Raw genomic sequence first — 17331 nt, 5'->3', positions numbered from 1 at the left:
CCCGGAAGGCTGCTAGCCGAGGGCGAGCTGGTTGAGCCCGTCAGCCACCTGGGTCAGCCGGGTCAGGACCTCTGTCGCCGCGGCGGGCGAGTGCCGTGCCAGCCCGTCCGACGGCGTGACCCTGAGCGCGCCCAGCGTGGGTGCGGGAAGACCCAGCTGCCGCCAGGGCCGCCACACGTTCTCCACGACGTCGCGGACCTTGGGCAGCGCCGCGGCGGGGTCTGCCACGTCCAGCGCCCCGGCCCAGAGCCGTTTTCCGGCCTCCACGGCGCCGGCGAGCTGTTCCCACTGGCGCGAGGTCAGTGCCCGGAGCGGGACGGCGATTCCGTCCGCGCCCGCTGCCAGGATCCGCTCAAACGGCGCCTCGACCTCCGAGACGGCCACCACGGTTTCGACGGCGCCCGCGGCGCGGAGAGCGTCGATGACCAGCTGCCAGGACTCGGTGGCTTCCCGGCCCGGCACAGAGCGCAGCGTCCGGTACCCGCTGGCGGTTGGAATGGTGCCGGCCAGCACGGAGGCGATGTCCGGCTCGTCGATCTGGACCACGATCCGGGCACCCGGGGCGGCCGCGGCCACGCGCTTGAGGTAGCCTTCCACTCCAGCTGCGAGCGATTCCGCAATCTCCCGCCGGGCGCCGTAGTCGATCAGTGCCCGCTCCCCGTTGTGGAGGTGGAGGCCGGCGGCCAGGCTGAGCGGCCCGCGCAGCTGGATTTTGATATCGTCCGAGGGCGCTTCCTCGGCCCCGATTACGTCCGCGAGGACGTTAATGTCGGTGGACAACGCCGACTTCGCCCGCTGCAGGTCCTTGCCAGGACGGTCAACGAGCCGCCACCCGTGTGGCTGGACGTCGACGGCGAGTTCCACAAGCAGGGATGCGGTGCGGCCCAGGGCATCGGAGCCGACGCCGCGGTCGGGAAGCTCGGCCAGGAACGGCAGGTGAGGGCTGCCCAGTTCACCGCGGATGATGCGGGCGGCCTCGGCCGGGTCCTCGCCGGGCCACGGACCCAGGCCCGTCGCGGTGACTTGGCCGGGGACGGGCAACGCTGCTGCGGCCATGGCTATGCGTTTGCGGTGCGGTCGGCGTCCGCCGGGCCGGCGGCCTGGGCGGCTGCTTGGTGGTCCTCGGCAATGGCCTCGTGGTGGCGGATGACCTCGCCGATGATGAAGTTCAGGAACTTCTCCGCGAAGGCCGGGTCCAGATGGGCCTCGGCGGCGAGGTGCCGCAGCCGGGCGATCTGCGCCGCTTCACGGCCGGGGTCCCCGGCGGGAAGTTTGTGCGCGGCCTTGAGGAAGCCGACCTTCTGGGTGGCCTTGAAGCGCTCGGCGAGGAGGAAAACGAGGGTGGCATCGATGTTGTCAATGCTGGAGCGGATCGACAACAGCTCCGCCATCACCGCAGGATCCACCGAACCGGCCAGGGAACTTGCCGCCGGGTCGTAGGAATCGGTGTCAGGAAGATTGAGGTTCTGCTCGGTCATTGACCCAGTCTAGGGGCACGGCGGCTAATGCTTTCTGCTGTTAAGCACCGTTGCAGGCACGGGCCGAAGGCAAACAGGCAGGCAAAGAACCGCGCACAAGCCGAACACAATGTCATGCACAAAATAGGGCACAAAGCCGGACACAAAGTGGACATGCCCACCGTTCGTGGCGAACGGCGGGCATGTCCATTGGCGGTGTCCCCTGCGGGCGGGGAACCGGACCGGCAGGCAGCGGTCCGGCATGCAGGCATCCGCGGTTAGCTGTGCAGCACAGCCCGGAAGGCCTCGCGCCGCCTGGCCTGTTCGTCCGGATCCGGAACGGGCAGCGAGGCGATGAGCTTCTTCGTGTAGTCGTGCTGCGGGTTGCCCATGACCTGGTTGCCGAGGCCCTGCTCCACCATCTTGCCCTTGTAGAGCACGCCGACCCAGTGGGAGAGCATGTCCACGACGGCGAGGTCATGGCTGATGAACAGGCACGCGAAGCCGAATTGCTGCTGGATCTCCTTGAACAGTTCCAGTACAACGGCCTGCACGGAGACGTCCAGGGCCGAGGTCGGCTCATCGGCGATGAGCAGCTTCGGGTTCAGGATGAGCGCCCGTGCCAGGGAGGCGCGCTGGCGCTGCCCGCCGGAGAGTTCATGCGGGAACCGGTCAGCGTACGACGCCGGCAGCTGCACGGATTCGAGCAGCTCACCCACCCGCTTGCGCGCCTCGGCCGGGCTCGGGTTGGAGTGGATGATCAGCGGTTCCGCCACGCAGTCGCCGATAGTCAGCTGCGGGTTGAAGGAGGCGGCCGGGTCCTGGAACACGAAGCCGATCTCCTTGCGGAGCGGTTTGAAAGTCCGCTCCTTGAAGTTCAGCATTTCGTAGCCCAGCACCTTAAGGCTGCCGCCGGTGGTCCGGTTGAGGCCGGCGATCGCCCGGCCGATCGTGGTCTTGCCGGAGCCCGACTCCCCCACGAGGCCGAAGACTTCGCCTTCGGACACGGTGAAGGTGACGCCGTCGACGGCCTTGAAGGCAGGGCTGCCCAGCCGCCCCGGATACTCGATGGTCAGGTCTTTGGCCTCGACCAGCACTTTGCCGCCCTGGTGGGCGCGTTCCGTCATGCCTTCGGACGCGGAATTGCGGCCCAGGTGCGGGACGGCTGCCAGGAGCTTCTTGGTGTAGTCCTCCTTGGGCTGGGCGAACAGGACCCGCGAGGAAGCCTCCTCCACGACGTCACCCTGGTACATGACGACCACGCGGTCGGCGAGGTCGGCGACGACGCCCATGTTGTGGGTGATCAGCACGATGGACGTGCCGTACTGGTCGCGCAGGTCCCGCAGCAGTTCCAGGATTTCCGCCTGGACGGTGACGTCCAGGGCGGTCGTCGGCTCGTCGGCCACGATAAGGCCAGGGTTCAGGGCCAGTGCGGCGGCAATCACGACGCGTTGCTTCTGACCGCCCGAGAACTGGTGCGGGTAGTAGTTGACCCGTGTCTCCGGGTCCGGGATGCCCACCTTTCGGAGGGCTTCGACGGCCCGCGCCTTGGCCTCCTTGGCTGAGATCTTGTGGCCGCTGGTGTCGGCGTGCGCCCGGATGCCTTCGGCAATCTGCCAGCCGACGGTGTAGACCGGGTTGAGTGCCGTGGATGGTTCCTGGAACACCATGGCGACGTCCCGGCCGCGGATCTGCCGCAGCTTGGCCGCGCTGACGGTAATGACGTTGTTGCCGTTGATCAGCACAGCGCCCTGGCTGGTTGCCGTTTCCGGCAGGAGCCCCAGGATGGTCTTGGCAGTCACGGTCTTGCCGGATCCCGATTCGCCAACGATGGCGAGGACCTCGCCGGGGTTGACCTCAAGGCTGACGTCCTTGACGGCGAAGACGTCGCCGCTGTCGGTTGCGAACGTGACCTTGAGGTGGTCGATGTCCAGGACGGGGCCGGAGCCTGTGCCCGGCCGGTCGATGTTGGTGGTCATGGCATTCTCGCTTCTGCTTCAAGGGCGGCCTGCGCGCCGGCGGTGGAGCCGGGGCCCCCGGCAGGAACCTTGCTTCCGGCTTTCTTGCGGCCCCTGAGCCGTGGATCGTTGAGATCGTTCATGCTCTCACCGACGAGGGTCAGACCGAGAACGGTCAGGACGATGGCTGTACCGGGGTAGACACCGGTCCACCAGATGCCCGACGAGGCGTCAGCTATGGCCTTGTTGAGGTCGTAGCCCCACTCGGCGGCGGAGGACGGTTCGATGCCGAACCCCAGGAAGCCGAGCCCCGCCAGAGTCAGGATAGCCTCGGAGGCATTCAGCGTGAAGATCAGTGGCAGCGTGCGGGTCGCGTTCTTGAAGATGTGGCGGCCCATGATGCGGACGCTGGATGCACCCACCACCTTGGCTGATTCGACGTACGGCTCTGCCTTCAGCCGGATGGTCTCGGCACGGATGACGCGGAAGTACTGCGGGACGAACACCACCGAGATGGAGATGGAGCAGGCAAGGATGCCGCCCCAGAAACTGGACTGGCCGTGGTTGATGACGATTGACATCACGATTGCCAGCAGGAGCGACGGGAAAGCGTAGATCGCGTCCGCGATCACCACCAGCGTCCGGTCCAGCCAGCCGCCGAAGTAGCCGCTGAGCAGGCCAAGCGCGACGCCGAGGAAGATCGACATCACGACGGCGACGACGATCACGACGAACGCCGTCTGGGCGCCCCAGATCACGCGGGAAAAGACGTCGTAGCCGCTCACCGTAGTGCCCCAAATGTGGGCAGGACTGGGGGGCTGCTGTGCGGGGAAGGTCCCGGACGCGTCGCTGAGCTGGGCAAAGCCGTAGGGGGCGATGATCGGCGCCAGCGCCGCCGTTAGTAGGAAGAGGACAGCCAGCACCAGACCGGTGACGAGCATGCCGCGTTGCAGCCCGACGCTCGTCCGGAAATGCGAGATGACCGGCAGGCGGTAAAGGAGGGGCTGCTTGCGCCCGCTTACTGTGGTTGCGTTCATGGCTAGTACCTCACTCGCGGATCGATCAGGGCTGCGACAACGTCCACGATGAAGTTCGTGATGGCAACGATGACGGCCAGCAGCACGACGATGCCCTGGACGGCGACGAAGTCGCGGGAGTTCAGGTATTGCACCAGCTGGTAGCCGAGGCCCTTCCACTCAAAGGTGGACTCCGTAAGGACGGCTCCGCCCAGCAGGAGTGCAATCTGGAGCCCCATGACCGTGATGATCGGGATGAGGGCAGGCTTGTAGGCATGCTTGGTCACGAGTCGGAAATTGCTGACGCCGCGGGACCTGCCGGCCTCGACGTAATCCTTGCCAAGCGTACCGATGACGTTGGTGCGGACCAGCCGGAGGAAGACCCCTGCCGTCAGTAGGCCCAAGGTGACCGCGGGGAGGATCGAATGCGCCCCGATGTCGCCGAGCGCGGCCATGTTGCCGCTGCGCAGCGCATCCAGCCAATAGATCCCGGTCGGCGCGGCCAGGCTTCCCATGGCCAGTTCGGTCCTCGTGGAGGCCCGTCCCGCCACGGGCAGCCAGCCGAGCCAGACGGAGAAGGTTAGCTTCATCAGCAGACCGGCGAAGAACACCGGGGTGGCGTAGCAGAGGATGGCGAAGAACCGCAGGACGGCGTCGGGTGCCTTGTCGCGCTTGTAGGCGGCGATGAGGCCGAGCGGGATGCCGACCAAAAGCGCCACGATGAGGGCATTGATGGCCAGTTCAAGGGTTGCCGCGCCGAAGGTTGCGAGCATTTCAACCACGGGTCGGCGGTCGGTGATGGTGGTGCCGAAGTTGCCGGTCGCCACCTGCCCAACGTATTCCAGGTACTGAATCAGGATCGGGCGGTCGTACCCGGCGTCGTGAATGCGCTGCGCCAGCGCCTCCGGGGGAAGCCTGCCGCCCTGGGCGGCGGTGATGGGGTCGCCGATGACCCGCATCAGGAAGAAGACCAGGGTCACCAGGATGAAAATGGTCGGAATGATCAGGAAGAACCGGATCAGGATGTAGGTCCCCAGGCCCCCACCTGAGGATTTTTTCTTGGACGGAAGGAGTCCGTCGGCGTCGCTTGGCGGCGCCTCTATCAATGTTGTCATTGGTACCTAAGATTGTGCTTTCGCGGCCATGGGCCGGCCGGCGTGAACTGCAAGGTGCGGCAATGACCAGCAAAGGCGGGGCGCCTCGAGGGCACCCCGCCTCGCAGGCTGGTCAGGACAGCAGGGTTGCAGCCCTACTTGGAAACAGTTCCCAAACGGAACTTGAAGGAGGCATCGAGGGTGGTATCGACACCCTTGACGCCGCTGCCGGAAATGGCAACCTGCGCGCCCTGGAGCAGCGGAAGCGTGGAGATGTCCTTGGCGAGGGCATTCTGCGCATCCTTGATCGTGGACTCGCGCTCAGTCTTGTCGACGGTGGTCAGCTGCTTGTTGATCAGGTCGTTGACGGTGGGGTTGTTGTAGTGGTTCTTCAGGAAGCCGCCTTCCGGGAAGAACGGCGTCAGGTAGTTGTCGGCGTCGCTGAAGTCCGGGAACCAGCCGAACTGGAACAGCGGGTATTCATCCGCGCGGCTGGCCTTGCTGTAGGTGACCCATTCTGTGGACTGCAGGTTGACCTTGAACAAACCGGACTTCTCCAGCTGGTCCTTGATCATGGCGTATTCATCGCCGGAGGACTTGCCGTAGTGGTCCGGGTTGTACTGCAGGTTCAGCGACACGGGCGTGGTCACACCGGCGTCGGTCAGGACCTTCTTGGCCTTGTCCAGGCTGGGCTTGCCGGCGTCGCCGTAAGCGTCCTTGAACGACTCGTTGGCGCCGAGGAAGCCGTTGGGAACGTTGGAGTACAGGGGCAGATAGGTGCCCTTGTAGACCTGGTCAGCGATGGCCTGCCGGTCAACGAGGTTGGCGATGGCCTGGCGGACGGCCGTGGCCTTGGCCGGATCGGCGTCCGGCGCCTTCGCGCCGAACGGCATGGTGTCGAAGTTGAACGTGATGTAGCGGATTTCGCCACCCGGGCCCACGTTGACCTTGACCTTGGAGTCCTTCTTCAGGTCATCGATGTCCGTGGCGCTCAGGCTGCGGTTTGCGACGTCGATGTTGCCCTGCTGGACGTCCAGCTTCATGTTGGTGGGGTCCGCGTAGTACTTGATCGTGGCGGCATCGTTGGCCGGCTTGCCGAGGACGCCCTGGTAGTCAGGGAACGCCTTGAAGCTGATCAGTTCATTCTTCTTGTACGTGTCGATCGTGTACTGGCCGTAGAACGCCTTGGCCTTGACGATCGAGTCGTCGTCAAGCAGCTTGTCGGCCGGGAAGACTTCATCGTCCACGATCGGCGCGGCGGGGCTGCTGAGGATCTGCGCGAAGGTCTGGTCGTTGGCCAGCTTCAGCTTGAACACGACGGTGTTGGCATCGGGGGCGGTGACGCTTTCCACGTTGGCCAGCAGGCTGGCGGGGCCGGCGGGATCGTTGATCTTGATCTGCCGGTCGAAGGAGAACTTGACGTCCTTGGAGTCGAGCGTGTGGCCGTTGGCCCACTTGAGTCCCGGCTTGAGCTTGACCGTGTATTCGGTCGGCGACGTGAAGGACGCGGACTCGGCCAGGTCCGGAACGGGATCTGCGCTGCCCGGCTTCGAGTTAAGCAGGAAGGAGTAGATCTGGTTCATCACCATGAACGAACCGTTGTCGTAGGAGCCCGCCGGGTCCAAGGCGGTGACCTTATCCGTGGTGCCATAGGCGATCGGACCGCTTGCCGCGGCTGATGACCCGCCAGAGCCGCCGGACGGTCCCGTGCAGGCCGTCAGTGCAAAGGCGGAAACCCCGGCCAGCGCGATGACGCTCTGCCAGGCCTTTTTGTTCATTGCCATCTGTGAACTTTCTGTTCGATGCGTTCTAGCGCAGCCCGAAGTGAAACGAGTGACTCGTCGGGCGGCACGCTTTGCTGATTCCTAGATTCAATCAGACGACCGCTAGGTGAATCGTTGCATTTTGTGAGTTGAGACACAAAATTTATACGAAACGAAGGTTTCTGCCATTTTCTTCAGGATTCCGCCCGATTCTTCGGCGGAGCGCGCAGACGACGCAGGGCCCCGCCATTCGGCGGGGCCCTGCGATGGAGTCGGTGTGGCGGGCGCCTAGAGCGCGGCCCGCTGCAGCGAGCGAGCGGCGTCGATAGTGGCTTGGCCCAGCACGCGGCTGCCCTGGTAGAGCACCACGGTCTGCCCCGGGGCCACGCCGCGCAGCGGCTCCTCGAGGGTGACGAGGAGTCCGTCCCCGGCCATGCGGGCGCGGGCGGGGACGGGGTCGCCGTGGGCCCGGACCTGGGCGAAGCAGTCGAATTCCTCGCCGGTGGCCACCTGCGCAATGGGCAGCCCGGCCCAGGAGACTTTGATGCCGCGGATCTCGTCAATGGCGAGCAGCGCCTCCGGCCCCACCACCACCTTGTTCTCCTTCGGCCGGATCTCCAGCACGAACCGCGGCTTGCCGTCAGCGGCGGGGGTGCCGAGCTTCAGTCCGCGGCGCTGGCCGACAGTGAAGGCGTTGGCGCCGGGGTGCTCGCCGACCTTTGCCCCGGATTCGTCGACAATGTCTCCCGTGGTCATGTCGATCTTTTCGGCAAGCCAGCCGGCGGTGTCGCCGTCGGGAATGAAGCAGATGTCATGGCTGTCGGGCTTGTTCGCCACCGAGAGGCCGCGGCGCTCCGCCTCGGCACGGACCTCGGCCTTGGACGGGGTGTCGGCGAGCGGGAACATCGAGTGCTTGAGCTGCTCATGGGTCAGCACGCCGAGCACATAGCTCTGGTCCTTGGCCCAGTCGGCGGCGCGGTGGAGCTCGGGATTGCCCTCGGCGTCGGTGATGACCTTGGCGTAGTGGCCGGTGCAGACGGCGTCGAAGCCCAGCGCGATGGCTTTCTCCAGCAGGGCGGCGAACTTGATGCGCTCGTTGCAGCGCATGCACGGGTTGGGTGTGCGTCCCGCGGCGTACTCATCGATGAAGTCCTGGACGACGTCTTCCTTGAACCGCTCAGAGAAGTCCCAGACGTAGTACGGGATTCCGAGGATGTCGCAGGCCCGCCAGGCGTCGCGGGAGTCCTCGATCGTGCAACAGCCACGGCTCCCGGTTCGCAGGGTGCCCGGCATCCGGGACAGCGCAAGGTGGACCCCGACGACGTCGTGTCCCGCCTCGACGGCGCGGGCGGCGGCAACGGCGGAATCAACGCCGCCGCTCATGGCTGCAAGAACTCGCATACTGGCTTTCTCTAGCTGTCGGGGGGTGTCGCCGGCTGGCGTCGATCGCTGGCACGAACCAGGATCGGATAGCACAAAGCCTGCGGCCCCATTCTACCGCCACGCCGATTCCCCGCCCAAAACCCCTTGACCCGCCTTCGCTCGCGAATCTAAAGTCAAGAGAAGTGATTTTAGATCGTTGAGCCGGACATCGTGCCGAACCGCCGCCGTCCGGATCGGCAGGCCTTTCACAACGGATTCAGACCGTATTCACCCCGGATCAAAACCGGCACAGCGGAATCGAGCGGATCATGGCCAATGACGACATCGTGATCGTGGGCGGCGGCCTGGCGGGCGCCACCGCGGCCAAAACGCTGCGCACGGAGGGCTTCTCCGGGCGCATCACAGTACTTGCCGCGGAATCCCACCCGCCGTACTTGCGGCCGCCGCTGTCAAAGGACTACCTGCTGGGCAAGTCCGGCGAGGACGCCCTGCCGGTGGTGCCGGATGACTGGTACGGCGCGAACGACGTCGACCTTCGGCTCGGCACTCAGGTCACGGGCCTGGACCCGGCCGGCCGGACCGTGGTTCTGGGCGACGGCACGCGGCTGGACTACGCCTCCCTGCTGCTCGCGACCGGGGCACGCCCGCGCAGCATCCCCCTGGCAGGCAGCGGGCTCGCCGGGGTCGGCACCTTCCGCACGGTTGAAGACAGCCGCCGCCTGCGCGCCGCGCTCGCCGAAGGCGGCCGGAACGTGGTGATGGTCGGCTCGGGCTGGATCGGGATGGAACTGGCCGCGGCCGCGAGCAGCTACGGCAACACGGTGACCCTGCTGGGCCTCGAAGAGGTTCCGCTGGCGGCGGCAATCGGCCCCGAACTGGGCGGCTTCTTCCGTTCACTGCATGAGGCCAACGGCGTGCGGTTCCTGCTGCCGGCCTCGGCAGCAGAAATCATGGGCACCTCCGGACGGGTCACCGGCGTCCGTACCGACACCGGCGAGGTCCTCCCGGCAGATCTTGTGGTCATTGCCGTGGGGGTGGCCCCGGAAACGGGACTGGCCGAGGCAGCCGGCATCGCAGTCCGCAACGGCATCCTCACGGACGCCTCGCTGCGCACGTGGACGGCGGGGATTTTCGCCGCCGGGGACGTTGCCAATGCCCTGCACCCGTTCACCGGCGAGCACCACCGCAGCGAGCACTGGTCCAACGCCCTCAACGGCGGCAAGGTCGCCGCGCGGGCCATGCTCGGCCTTGATGCCGTGCTGGACACGGTCCCGTACTTCTACACCGACCAGTTCGACGTCAGCATGGAGTACTCGGGCTTCCCGTCGCTCGTTGCCGGGCCTCCGGTGATCCGCGGCTCGCTTGCGGACAAGTCGTTCATGGCCTTCTGGCAGCGCGAGGGACAGGTGGTCGCCGGGATGAACGTCAACTGGCCCCGCACCGCCAAGCCGCAAAAGGCGATCAAGGCGCTCATCGGCGCACGCGCCGCCGTCAGTCCTGCCCTCCTCGCGGATCCCTCAGTGCCGCTGGAGCAACTCCTGGGCTAGCTCCCGTTCAGCTCCTGCCGGACGCCTGACGCGCCACGGTGCCCGCAGTCTGGATGCTGGACTCATGCCCGGCCATGCCGGCCTGGCGTGCCCGCGCGTAGGCGCCCGGCAGCGCGGCGAGCAGGGCATCGACGTCGGCGTCGGTGGAGGAATGGCCCAAGGTGAAACGCTGCGCGCCCCTCGCCGTGTCCTCGTCCAGGCCCATGGCCAGCAGCACATGGGACGGTCTCGGAACGCCCGCGGTGCAGGCCGAGCCGGTGGAGGATTCGACGCCGGCCAGGTCCAGGAGGAACAGCAGCGAGTCGCCCTCGCAGCCGGGGAACGTGAAGTGTGCATTGCCGGGCAGCCGCCCGGGGCCCGGGGCGCCGCGCAGCACGGCCTCGGGAACGGCGTCGCGGACGCCCTCGATCAGCCGGTCCCGCAGGGCCGCGATCCGTGCGGATTCCTCGGCGAGCCGGCCAACAGCTGCGTCGGCCGCCGCGGCGAAGGCGGCGATCGAGGCGGTGTCCAGGGTACCGGAACGCACGTCGCGCTCCTGTCCGCCGCCATGCTGCACCGGCGTCAGTTTGACCGCCCGGCCCAGAAGCAGCGCACCGACGCCCACGGGGCCGCCAATCTTGTGCCCGGAGATGGACATGGCATCCAGGCCCGTGCCGCGGAAATCGACGGAGACCGAACCAAAGGCCTGGACGGCGTCGGAGTGCACCGGGACGCCGGCACCGTGTGCCAGCTCCACGATTTCGGCGATCGGCTGCAGCGTGCCGACCTCGTTATTGGCCCACATGACGGTCACCAGGGCGATCGACGCCGGATCGCGGGACAGTTCCGCCTCCAGCGCGGCCAGTTCGACGACGCCGTCGGCGTCGACGGGCAGCCAGCAGACGTCGGCCCCCTCGTGCCGCTCCAGCCATTCCACCGTGTCCAGGACAGCATGGTGCTCGACGCCGGAGCACAGGATGCGCGTACGGGACGGTTCCTGGGCGCGCCGGGCCCAGTAGAGCCCCTTCACCGCCAGGTTGTCCGCTTCCGTGCCGCCTGAAGTGAAGATGACTTCGGAGGGGTGGGCCCCTGCCGCGGCGGCGAGCGCCTCGCGTGCGTCCTCCACGACCCGACGCGCCCGCCGGCCCGAGCCGTGCAGCGACGAGGGGTTGCCGGTCCGGGACAGTTCGCGCGTCAGCGCCGCCAGAGCCTCCGGGGCGAGGGTGGTGGTGGCGGCATGATCCAGGTATACGGGCACACGCCAATTCTACCCGCGGCCGGGCGCCGGAATTGGTGGGTGTTCAGGCGGCGGGAGCGACCGCGCAGCTCATTCCAGCCGCACTCCTCCGATTCAGAATCCTTGCCGCGGGCCCGGTCACGAGGGCAGGATCCGGGCACAGCACTGACCGGGCCGCGCACTCCCCTGCGCCCTGAGGTCTTCGATGGCGAGCGCTTCCACCCGCCCAGGGTCGATACCCAAGGCTGCCGAAGCCCCACCGAGGAAGGCGCCGTTCATCGCACAGACCACGTCCGCGTGGCCGGCAGCGAGGCGATGGAATGGGCAGTTCAGCAGCAGAAGGCCTCCGGCGCCGTCGTCCGCCGGGCAGTAGCCGTGCCCCGCCAGGAAGTCCGCGAAGGGTTCGGCGCTGCCGGGACCGCCGGCGGCTTCCGGCTCCCCCGCGGCTCCGGGCCCGTCCGGCGCGCGGTCCGCGGCGCGAACTGCCGCTGCGCCGGCTGACTTTCCCCTGGCCCGGGCGGCCGCGAGCAGGGCATCCCGGGGCGATCCGCCGTCGTGTGTTGCGGCTTCGACCGCGGAAACCAGCAACTCCGCGGCGAGGTCATAGTGGCGGTCGGGGACCGACACTGCCACCTCGTCCACGGCGGAACGGTACAGCTTCGCGGGCCGGCCGGAACCGGGACCCTCCCGTCCCCCAAGCTTGCGAAACTCCGCGATCAGCAGCCCGTCGTTGACGAGCCGGTCCAGATGGAACGAGGCGGTGCTCCTGGCCAGACCAAGAGCCTTCGCGGCGTCGTCCCGGCCGACGGCGTCCGGCGCCGAGGCGACGAAGTCGAACAGCCTTCTGCGGTTCTCATCCCCCAGGGACGCGACCGCCGCAAGTCGGCGGCTCCACGCAAGTTTGGTCATGAGACAAGGATATCTCTAAAAACAAGAACCGTTGCTTAATCGGATCGAGGCGTTCTAAAATCGGAATATCCAACTTTAGAAGGAGCATGCCATGAAAGCTTCCCCAGCACTCGCCACTCCGGCACAGCAACTCAAGGCGGACCCGCACCGCCAGGCCTTCCTGTTGTTGCGGACCGTCTTTACGGTTGCGCCGATCCTGTTCGGCCTGGACAAATTCACGAACCTGCTGACCGACTGGACCATGTATCTGGCCCCCGTGGCGACCTCGGTCGTCCCCCTGCCGGCCCAGAGCATCATGTACGTCGTGGGCGGGGTGGAAATCCTCGCCGGCGTGCTGGTGGCGCTGCGCCCCCGCCTGGGATCGGCCGTCGTGGCTGTCTGGCTCCTGGGCATCATCATCAACCTGATCGTGCTCGGCAGCTTCTACGACGTCGCACTGCGTGACTTCGGGCTGCTCGTGGCCGCCTTGGCGCTGAACAGGTTGTCCGCGCGCAAGGCCCCAAAGGCCACAGCTACCGTGTAGGCCGCTGCGCAACGACCCTACGCCAGCACGCGGAGGGCGCGCGGAACCACCTCGATGGTCAGGGGAAGCGCGCCAATCCGCTCGCCGTCGGCGTAGGCCACGACGTTGCCGGCGGTGAGTTCCACCTTCCGGACCCGGCGCAGGTGCACGGCGGGGTGGTCCACGTGCCGGCCGGAAAACACCTTGGGGAACACGGCCAGCAGGCCGGTCCGTGACACGCGGCTGACAATGAAGAGGTCCAGGAGCCCGTCGTCGAGGACGGCCTCCGGGGTGATCCTCATCCCGCCGCCGATCGACTGGCCGTTGGCCACGGAAATCAGCATGGCGCCCTGCTGCCAGCATTCGCCGTCGGCCGTCACCGTGTAATTGATGGCCCGGAACGACGCCAGCTCACGGAGCATGGCGAGCTGGTAGCGGATCGTGCCGCGCGGCCAGCGCCAGGCATTTGCCCGCTCGTTGACGGCGGCATCGAAGCCGGCCGAAACCACGCCCGCGAACCAGCGGGAGGTTCCCCCGGCGGTGACCCGGCCGGCGTCGATCATCCTTCCGCCGCCGGCCAGGGACTCCAGCACCCGCTCGCAGGCCGCCGGGAGGTTGTGCCGCGGCAGACCCAGCGCCCGGGCCGTATCGTTGCCCGTTCCGGTCGGAATGATGCCAAGCGGCACATGGCCGCCGATTCCGCCCCCTGCATCGGCTCCGGCGTGGGGCCCCGCGCCGGCGCCGTCCGCGACGCCTGCCTCGACGCGGGCGCCGGGGATGGCCCCGGCACCGGCGAGCGCATTGAGGCCGAGGTGGACCATGCCGTCGCCGCCCACCACCACGAGGGCATCCACGCCTGAGTCCAGCGCCCGGTCAACGGCCCGGGCCAGTCCGGCATAGCTGTCCTCGCACAGCAGCAGGACATCCGCCCCGGCCGCGCGGAAGTGCGCCGCGGCGTCCCTCCCGGCATGCCGCGCCCGGCCAAAGGCTGCACGGGGATTGACGGCGAGGGCGATGAGCATGCGCTGAATTATGCCAGCCGCCGGGAACCATCCCGGTACACGCGCTCGTTGTTCCTCCAGCCGGTTAAACTGGCCACGTCGGTCGCCCGCGAACGGTCCGGCGTCTTCACCGCCGGCACCATCAATGAAAAGGATTTCTGTTTGACGCAGGGCAGCAGCTCGCATTACCAGGTCCTCAGGATCCCCGTGACGGCGACGGACAAGGAGATCAAGGTCGCGTACCGCAGGGCCGCACGGCTCGCCCACCCGGACCACGGCGGCGATCCCGCAGCCTTCCGGCGCGTCACCCTCGCCTACGAGACCCTCATCGACGCAAAGCGCCGCGCAGACTACGACCGCTCGTACGGCAGCGGCCCGGGCGGCCCCTACGCGACGGCCGCCGACGACGAGGGCGCCCACTTCGACGCCCCGGCCGCGGGCAGCAGGGCTTCGGCCAATGTGCGCCGCCCGAACACGCCACGGAATACCGCGGCGGACGCGCCCGTCTATGTTCCGCCCTTCGACCAGTATGGCGACGGCACCGCGGTGCCGCTGATTCCCGCGGACGTGGCGCGGCAGCAGGTCCACGGGATGCCCCGCAAACGCGGGATCTTCGGGGCCGAGGCCCGGATTCAGCGGGAGATGCGCACGGTGCAGCTCATCAGCCGGCAGGTACTGACCGCCATTCCGTCGGCGCGTCTGGTCAACGGACTGCAGTCTCCTGCGGACAACAGCCACATCGACCACGCGCTCCTGGCCGGCTACCGGCTCGCGATCATCGGTTCCATGCTGCTGCCGCCCGGGGCCTATGCGTGGAACGGCAGCACATTGACACATGGCGGTCGGTCAGTGGCCCCGCCCCAGCTGGCCCACGTTGTGCGCCGGATGCAGGACATTTTCCCCGAGCTCAATGTGACCGGCTGGATTGTTGTCCACAGCACGGACGGCAATCTGCACCAGCCGGTCATCGACCGGCACCGCCGCGCGCCCGGCGGCCAAGGCGGCGCCTACGGGGAGAGCTCGGGGCTGGTCGAGGTGGTCAACGCCGCAGGCCTGGCCCGCGGCCTGAAGCAGTTCCTCAGCTCGGGCCCGGCCCCCAACACCGTCAACGTTCCCGTGCTGGCCCGGCTGCTGCGCGGAATGCACTAGCCCGGCTGGCTAGGATGGGATGGTGTTCCGCATCCTCTTCCACACCCCCGAAATCCCCGGCAATACGGGAAACGCCATCCGGCTGGCAGCCATCACGGGCGCCGAGCTGCACCTGGTGGAGCCCCTGGGCTTTGATTTTTCCGATGCCAAGCTCCGGCGCGCCGGCCTGGACTATCACGACCTCGCCGTGGTGACCGTGCACCCGGACATCGAGGCGGCCTGGGCGGCGCTGAAGCCTGAGCGGGTGTTTGCCTTCACGTCCGACGGCGAAACCACCTACACAGACATCCGTTACCGCGCGGGGGACGTCCTGCTGTTTGGCCCTGAGTCCGTGGGCCTGCCGGAGGAAATCAAGCACAGTCCCCATGTGACGTCGCGGGTCCGCCTGCCGATGCTGCCGGCCTTGCGGTCACTGAACCTTGCCAACGCGGCATCCATCGCCGTCTATGAGGCGTGGCGCCAAAACGGGTTCGCCGGGGCCAAGCTGTAACGGATCTCCCCCGACCGGCCGGCCGGCCGGTCAGGGCCGGCGGCCGACCCGCAGGGAACCCCACCGGGAGCCCGCGCACGAAGAATCCCGCAGGTTCCGCCCATCCGGGCTTCCGGCTGCGCCGAATCTCTTCTGAAGGCCAAAGCGGTTTCTGAAGTCGGCCGCGCGAGCGATCGCCACAGCACATCGTGGCGGGACAACGGAAGGGAGGGAGGAGCGGCGGGTGAGAACAACACATCTGGAGCGGCGCCCTGCCCACGAGGCAACGGCGGCCCGCGAGGCGCAGGCTGACCATACTGGCCCCCGCACTGCGGCTGGCGCCTTATGCTTGGGGGTGATGGAAACTCCGAACGCCCCGAACCCCGAGGCCGCCGCCCCCGCCGGCACTTCCGCCGACATCAACAGCCGGCTCGGCAGTCTGCTGGAACTGATTGCCCAAGGCGATCAGGCAGCTTTCGCGGAATTTTACGGCCTCACCTCCCGGCGGGTATTCGGCATGGCACGCCGGGTCCTGATCGACACCGAGCTCAGCGAGGACACCACCCAGGAAGTCTTCCTTCAGGTTTGGCAGAACGCCGCCAAGTTCAATGCCGCCGCCGGCAGCCCGCTCGCCTGGCTCATGACCATCTCGCACCGCCGCGCCGTGGACAAGGTCCGGTCTTCCCAGTCCGCCACGGACCGCGAAGCCAAGTATGGTGCCAGCAGCCAGGAGATCGAGCACGATTCCGTCTCGGACGAGGTCGGCAGCCGGCTGGAGGCCGAGGCAGTGGTCCGGTGCCTGGAGACCCTCACCGATACGCAGCAGGAGTCCGTGCGCCTGGCCTACTACGGCGGCCTCACCTACCGGGAAGTCGCCGAGCGGCTGAATGCCGCGGTTCCCACCATCAAGTCCCGCATCCGCGATGGACTCATCAGACTGAAGACCTGCCTGGGGGTGAGCTGAATTGGCCGACATGAATGCACATGACAACAACCGCCTCCCCGGCGGCTTCACGGAGCACATCGCCACCGACCTGACGTCCGGCCGCGTCGCGGATCTTGCCGAGGTCTATGCCCTCAACGCCGTCGACGACGCCGAACGCGCCGAGATCGAGCATTTCCTCGCCTCCGCACCGGCCGCGGACCGGGATGCCTTCAACGAGCGCGTCCGGCAGGCCCGGGAGACCCTGGCCACCAGCTTCACCGCGGAGGAGGAGCCTCCGGCCGGGCTGCTGGAGCGGATCATGTCCTCTTTGCCGGCGCAGGCGGCAGGGCAGTCCCCCGCCGTCGTAACCCGCGCCGGTTCGGAGCCGCAATTGACGCCTGTGGTGCCGCATCCGGTACGCGACGCCACCGGACTTCCGGTCACTGACGAACTCGGCGCCGCCCGCAAGCGCAGGGAGGAACGCCGCCGCCCGCAGGGCATGCGGAACTGGCTTGTCGGGGTCGCCGCCGCGGCCGTCATCGCCCTGGGGGGCGTGGGCGTCAGCGCGTATGTGGCGAACCAAAACGACCCGCTGAACCAGGTGATGCAGGCCAGCGACGTCCGGCAGGCCACGGTTGACGTCAACGGAGGCGGCACCGCCACCCTGTCGATTTCACCGTCCAAGGACGCCGCCGTTATCAAGATGAACGGCGTTCCGGCTCCCCCCGCGGGCAAGGTGTACCAGATGTGGCTGATCCCCAAGGACGGCTCGGCTCCGGTGTCCCAGGGCCTCATGGATGCCGAAGCTTTGTCCAAGCCGGCCGTCGTCAAGGGCATTGGCTCCGCCGCGGCCCTCGGCATCACCGTGGAACCCGCGGGCGGGTCCGCGTCGCCGACCCTGCCGACCGTCGCCGCCGCACCGCTGGGCGCGTAGCAGGACAA

The 17331-nt window shown here is 67.6% G+C and carries 16 protein-coding genes; 6 read left to right on the top strand and 10 right to left on the bottom strand.

All coding sequences use genetic code 11. The features are described from left to right. Positions 1–12: 12 nt before the first annotated feature. The 7 genes from ABD243_RS15140 to mnmA all read right to left on the bottom strand — a co-directional run bounded on the left by ABD243_RS15140 (position 13) and on the right by mnmA (position 8689). Entirely contained in the window at positions 13–1056 is a 1044-nt protein-coding gene (locus ABD243_RS15140; protein ID WP_344367273.1) for a uroporphyrinogen decarboxylase/cobalamine-independent methonine synthase family protein, read from the bottom strand. A 2-nt stretch (positions 1057–1058) separates the two neighbouring features. Beyond that, complete coding sequence (locus tag ABD243_RS15135; protein ID WP_116766813.1) at positions 1059–1478, bottom strand: chorismate mutase; 420 nt, start codon at positions 1476–1478, stop codon at positions 1059–1061. Positions 1479–1735: 257 nt separating this feature from the next. Next, positions 1736–3436, bottom strand: coding sequence for an ABC transporter ATP-binding protein (locus tag ABD243_RS15130; RefSeq protein ID WP_344367272.1), 1701 nt, complete (start codon positions 3434–3436; stop codon positions 1736–1738). After that, a complete protein-coding gene (locus ABD243_RS15125; RefSeq protein ID WP_344367271.1) occupies positions 3433–4452 on the bottom strand; it encodes an ABC transporter permease in 1020 nt (339 codons plus the stop codon). Before ABD243_RS15125 ends, ABD243_RS15130 begins: the two co-directional genes overlap by 4 nt. Positions 4453–4454: 2 nt before the next feature. Next, positions 4455–5546, bottom strand: a complete 1092-nt coding sequence (locus ABD243_RS15120) for an ABC transporter permease (protein ID WP_344367270.1) — start codon at positions 5544–5546, stop codon at positions 4455–4457. 134 nt (positions 5547–5680) lie between these two features. After that, entirely contained in the window at positions 5681–7309 is a 1629-nt protein-coding gene (locus ABD243_RS15115; protein ID WP_344367269.1) for an ABC transporter substrate-binding protein, read from the bottom strand. A 267-nt stretch (positions 7310–7576) separates the two neighbouring features. Further along, entirely contained in the window at positions 7577–8689 is a 1113-nt protein-coding gene (gene mnmA, locus ABD243_RS15110; protein WP_344367268.1) for a tRNA 2-thiouridine(34) synthase MnmA, read from the bottom strand. Positions 8690–8979: 290 nt separating this feature from the next. On the opposite strand from mnmA, the gene ABD243_RS15105 reads away from it, so the two are divergent. Further along, positions 8980–10218 (top strand): NAD(P)/FAD-dependent oxidoreductase, encoded by a 1239-nt coding sequence (locus ABD243_RS15105; protein ID WP_344367267.1) that lies wholly within the window; start codon positions 8980–8982, stop codon positions 10216–10218. A 7-nt stretch (positions 10219–10225) separates the two neighbouring features. Here ABD243_RS15105 and ABD243_RS15100 read toward each other — a convergent pair whose 3' ends face one another. Both ABD243_RS15100 and ABD243_RS15095 read right to left on the bottom strand, forming a co-directional pair. Then, complete coding sequence (locus ABD243_RS15100; protein ID WP_344367266.1) at positions 10226–11455, bottom strand: cysteine desulfurase family protein; 1230 nt, start codon at positions 11453–11455, stop codon at positions 10226–10228. Positions 11456–11572: 117 nt separating this feature from the next. Next, positions 11573–12343 carry a helix-turn-helix domain-containing protein gene (locus tag ABD243_RS15095; RefSeq protein WP_344367265.1) on the bottom strand — a complete coding sequence of 257 codons (771 nt, stop codon included), beginning with the start codon at positions 12341–12343 and terminating at the stop codon, positions 11573–11575. A 91-nt stretch (positions 12344–12434) separates the two neighbouring features. Between ABD243_RS15095 and ABD243_RS15090 the strand changes: the two genes are divergently transcribed. Continuing rightward, a complete protein-coding gene (locus ABD243_RS15090) occupies positions 12435–12866 on the top strand; it encodes a hypothetical protein (protein ID WP_344367264.1) in 432 nt (143 codons plus the stop codon). 17 nt (positions 12867–12883) lie between these two features. On the opposite strand, the gene ABD243_RS15085 is transcribed toward ABD243_RS15090, so the two are convergent. Further along, positions 12884–13867, bottom strand: a complete 984-nt coding sequence (locus tag ABD243_RS15085; protein WP_344367263.1) for a diacylglycerol/lipid kinase family protein — start codon at positions 13865–13867, stop codon at positions 12884–12886. Positions 13868–14008: 141 nt separating this feature from the next. Between ABD243_RS15085 and ABD243_RS15080 the strand changes: the two genes are divergently transcribed. From ABD243_RS15080 to ABD243_RS15065, 4 genes are all read left to right on the top strand, one after another. Continuing rightward, positions 14009–14995: a J domain-containing protein gene (locus tag ABD243_RS15080; protein ID WP_344367397.1), complete on the top strand. Its 987-nt coding sequence runs from the start codon at positions 14009–14011 to the stop codon at positions 14993–14995. Between the two features lie 22 nt (positions 14996–15017). Beyond that, entirely contained in the window at positions 15018–15485 is a 468-nt protein-coding gene (locus ABD243_RS15075) for a tRNA (cytidine(34)-2'-O)-methyltransferase (protein ID WP_344367396.1), read from the top strand. A 337-nt stretch (positions 15486–15822) separates the two neighbouring features. Next, positions 15823–16428 carry an ECF RNA polymerase sigma factor SigK gene (gene sigK, locus ABD243_RS15070; RefSeq protein WP_091249146.1) on the top strand — a complete coding sequence of 202 codons (606 nt, stop codon included), beginning with the start codon at positions 15823–15825 and terminating at the stop codon, positions 16426–16428. A gap of 10 nt (positions 16429–16438) precedes the next feature. Next, positions 16439–17323 carry an anti-sigma factor gene (locus ABD243_RS15065; RefSeq protein ID WP_344367262.1) on the top strand — a complete coding sequence of 295 codons (885 nt, stop codon included), beginning with the start codon at positions 16439–16441 and terminating at the stop codon, positions 17321–17323. The last annotated feature ends 8 nt before the right edge of the window (positions 17324–17331 follow it).

Source organism: Arthrobacter humicola, assembly GCF_039531445.1.
In the GTDB taxonomy this organism is placed as follows: domain Bacteria; phylum Actinomycetota; class Actinomycetes; order Actinomycetales; family Micrococcaceae; genus Arthrobacter; species Arthrobacter humicola.
This window is presented reverse-complemented; position numbering and strand designations above follow the sequence as displayed.

Coding starts and splice junctions, on each gene's coding strand:
- ABD243_RS15065 (WP_344367262.1), top strand. CDS start 16,439: ATGAATGCACATGACAACAACCGCCTCCCCGGCGGCTTCACGGAGCAC.
- sigK (WP_091249146.1), top strand. CDS start 15,823: ATGGAAACTCCGAACGCCCCGAACCCCGAGGCCGCCGCCCCCGCCGGC.
- ABD243_RS15140 (WP_344367273.1), bottom strand. CDS start 1,056: ATGGCCGCAGCAGCGTTGCCCGTCCCCGGCCAAGTCACCGCGACGGGC.
- ABD243_RS15115 (WP_344367269.1), bottom strand. CDS start 7,309: ATGGCAATGAACAAAAAGGCCTGGCAGAGCGTCATCGCGCTGGCCGGG.
- ABD243_RS15095 (WP_344367265.1), bottom strand. CDS start 12,343: ATGACCAAACTTGCGTGGAGCCGCCGACTTGCGGCGGTCGCGTCCCTG.
- ABD243_RS15120 (WP_344367270.1), bottom strand. CDS start 5,546: ATGACAACATTGATAGAGGCGCCGCCAAGCGACGCCGACGGACTCCTT.
- ABD243_RS15085 (WP_344367263.1), bottom strand. CDS start 13,867: ATGCTCATCGCCCTCGCCGTCAATCCCCGTGCAGCCTTTGGCCGGGCG.
- ABD243_RS15130 (WP_344367272.1), bottom strand. CDS start 3,436: ATGACCACCAACATCGACCGGCCGGGCACAGGCTCCGGCCCCGTCCTG.
- mnmA (WP_344367268.1), bottom strand. CDS start 8,689: ATGCGAGTTCTTGCAGCCATGAGCGGCGGCGTTGATTCCGCCGTTGCC.
- ABD243_RS15125 (WP_344367271.1), bottom strand. CDS start 4,452: ATGAACGCAACCACAGTAAGCGGGCGCAAGCAGCCCCTCCTTTACCGC.
- ABD243_RS15090 (WP_344367264.1), top strand. CDS start 12,435: ATGAAAGCTTCCCCAGCACTCGCCACTCCGGCACAGCAACTCAAGGCG.
- ABD243_RS15135 (WP_116766813.1), bottom strand. CDS start 1,478: ATGACCGAGCAGAACCTCAATCTTCCTGACACCGATTCCTACGACCCG.
- ABD243_RS15105 (WP_344367267.1), top strand. CDS start 8,980: ATGGCCAATGACGACATCGTGATCGTGGGCGGCGGCCTGGCGGGCGCC.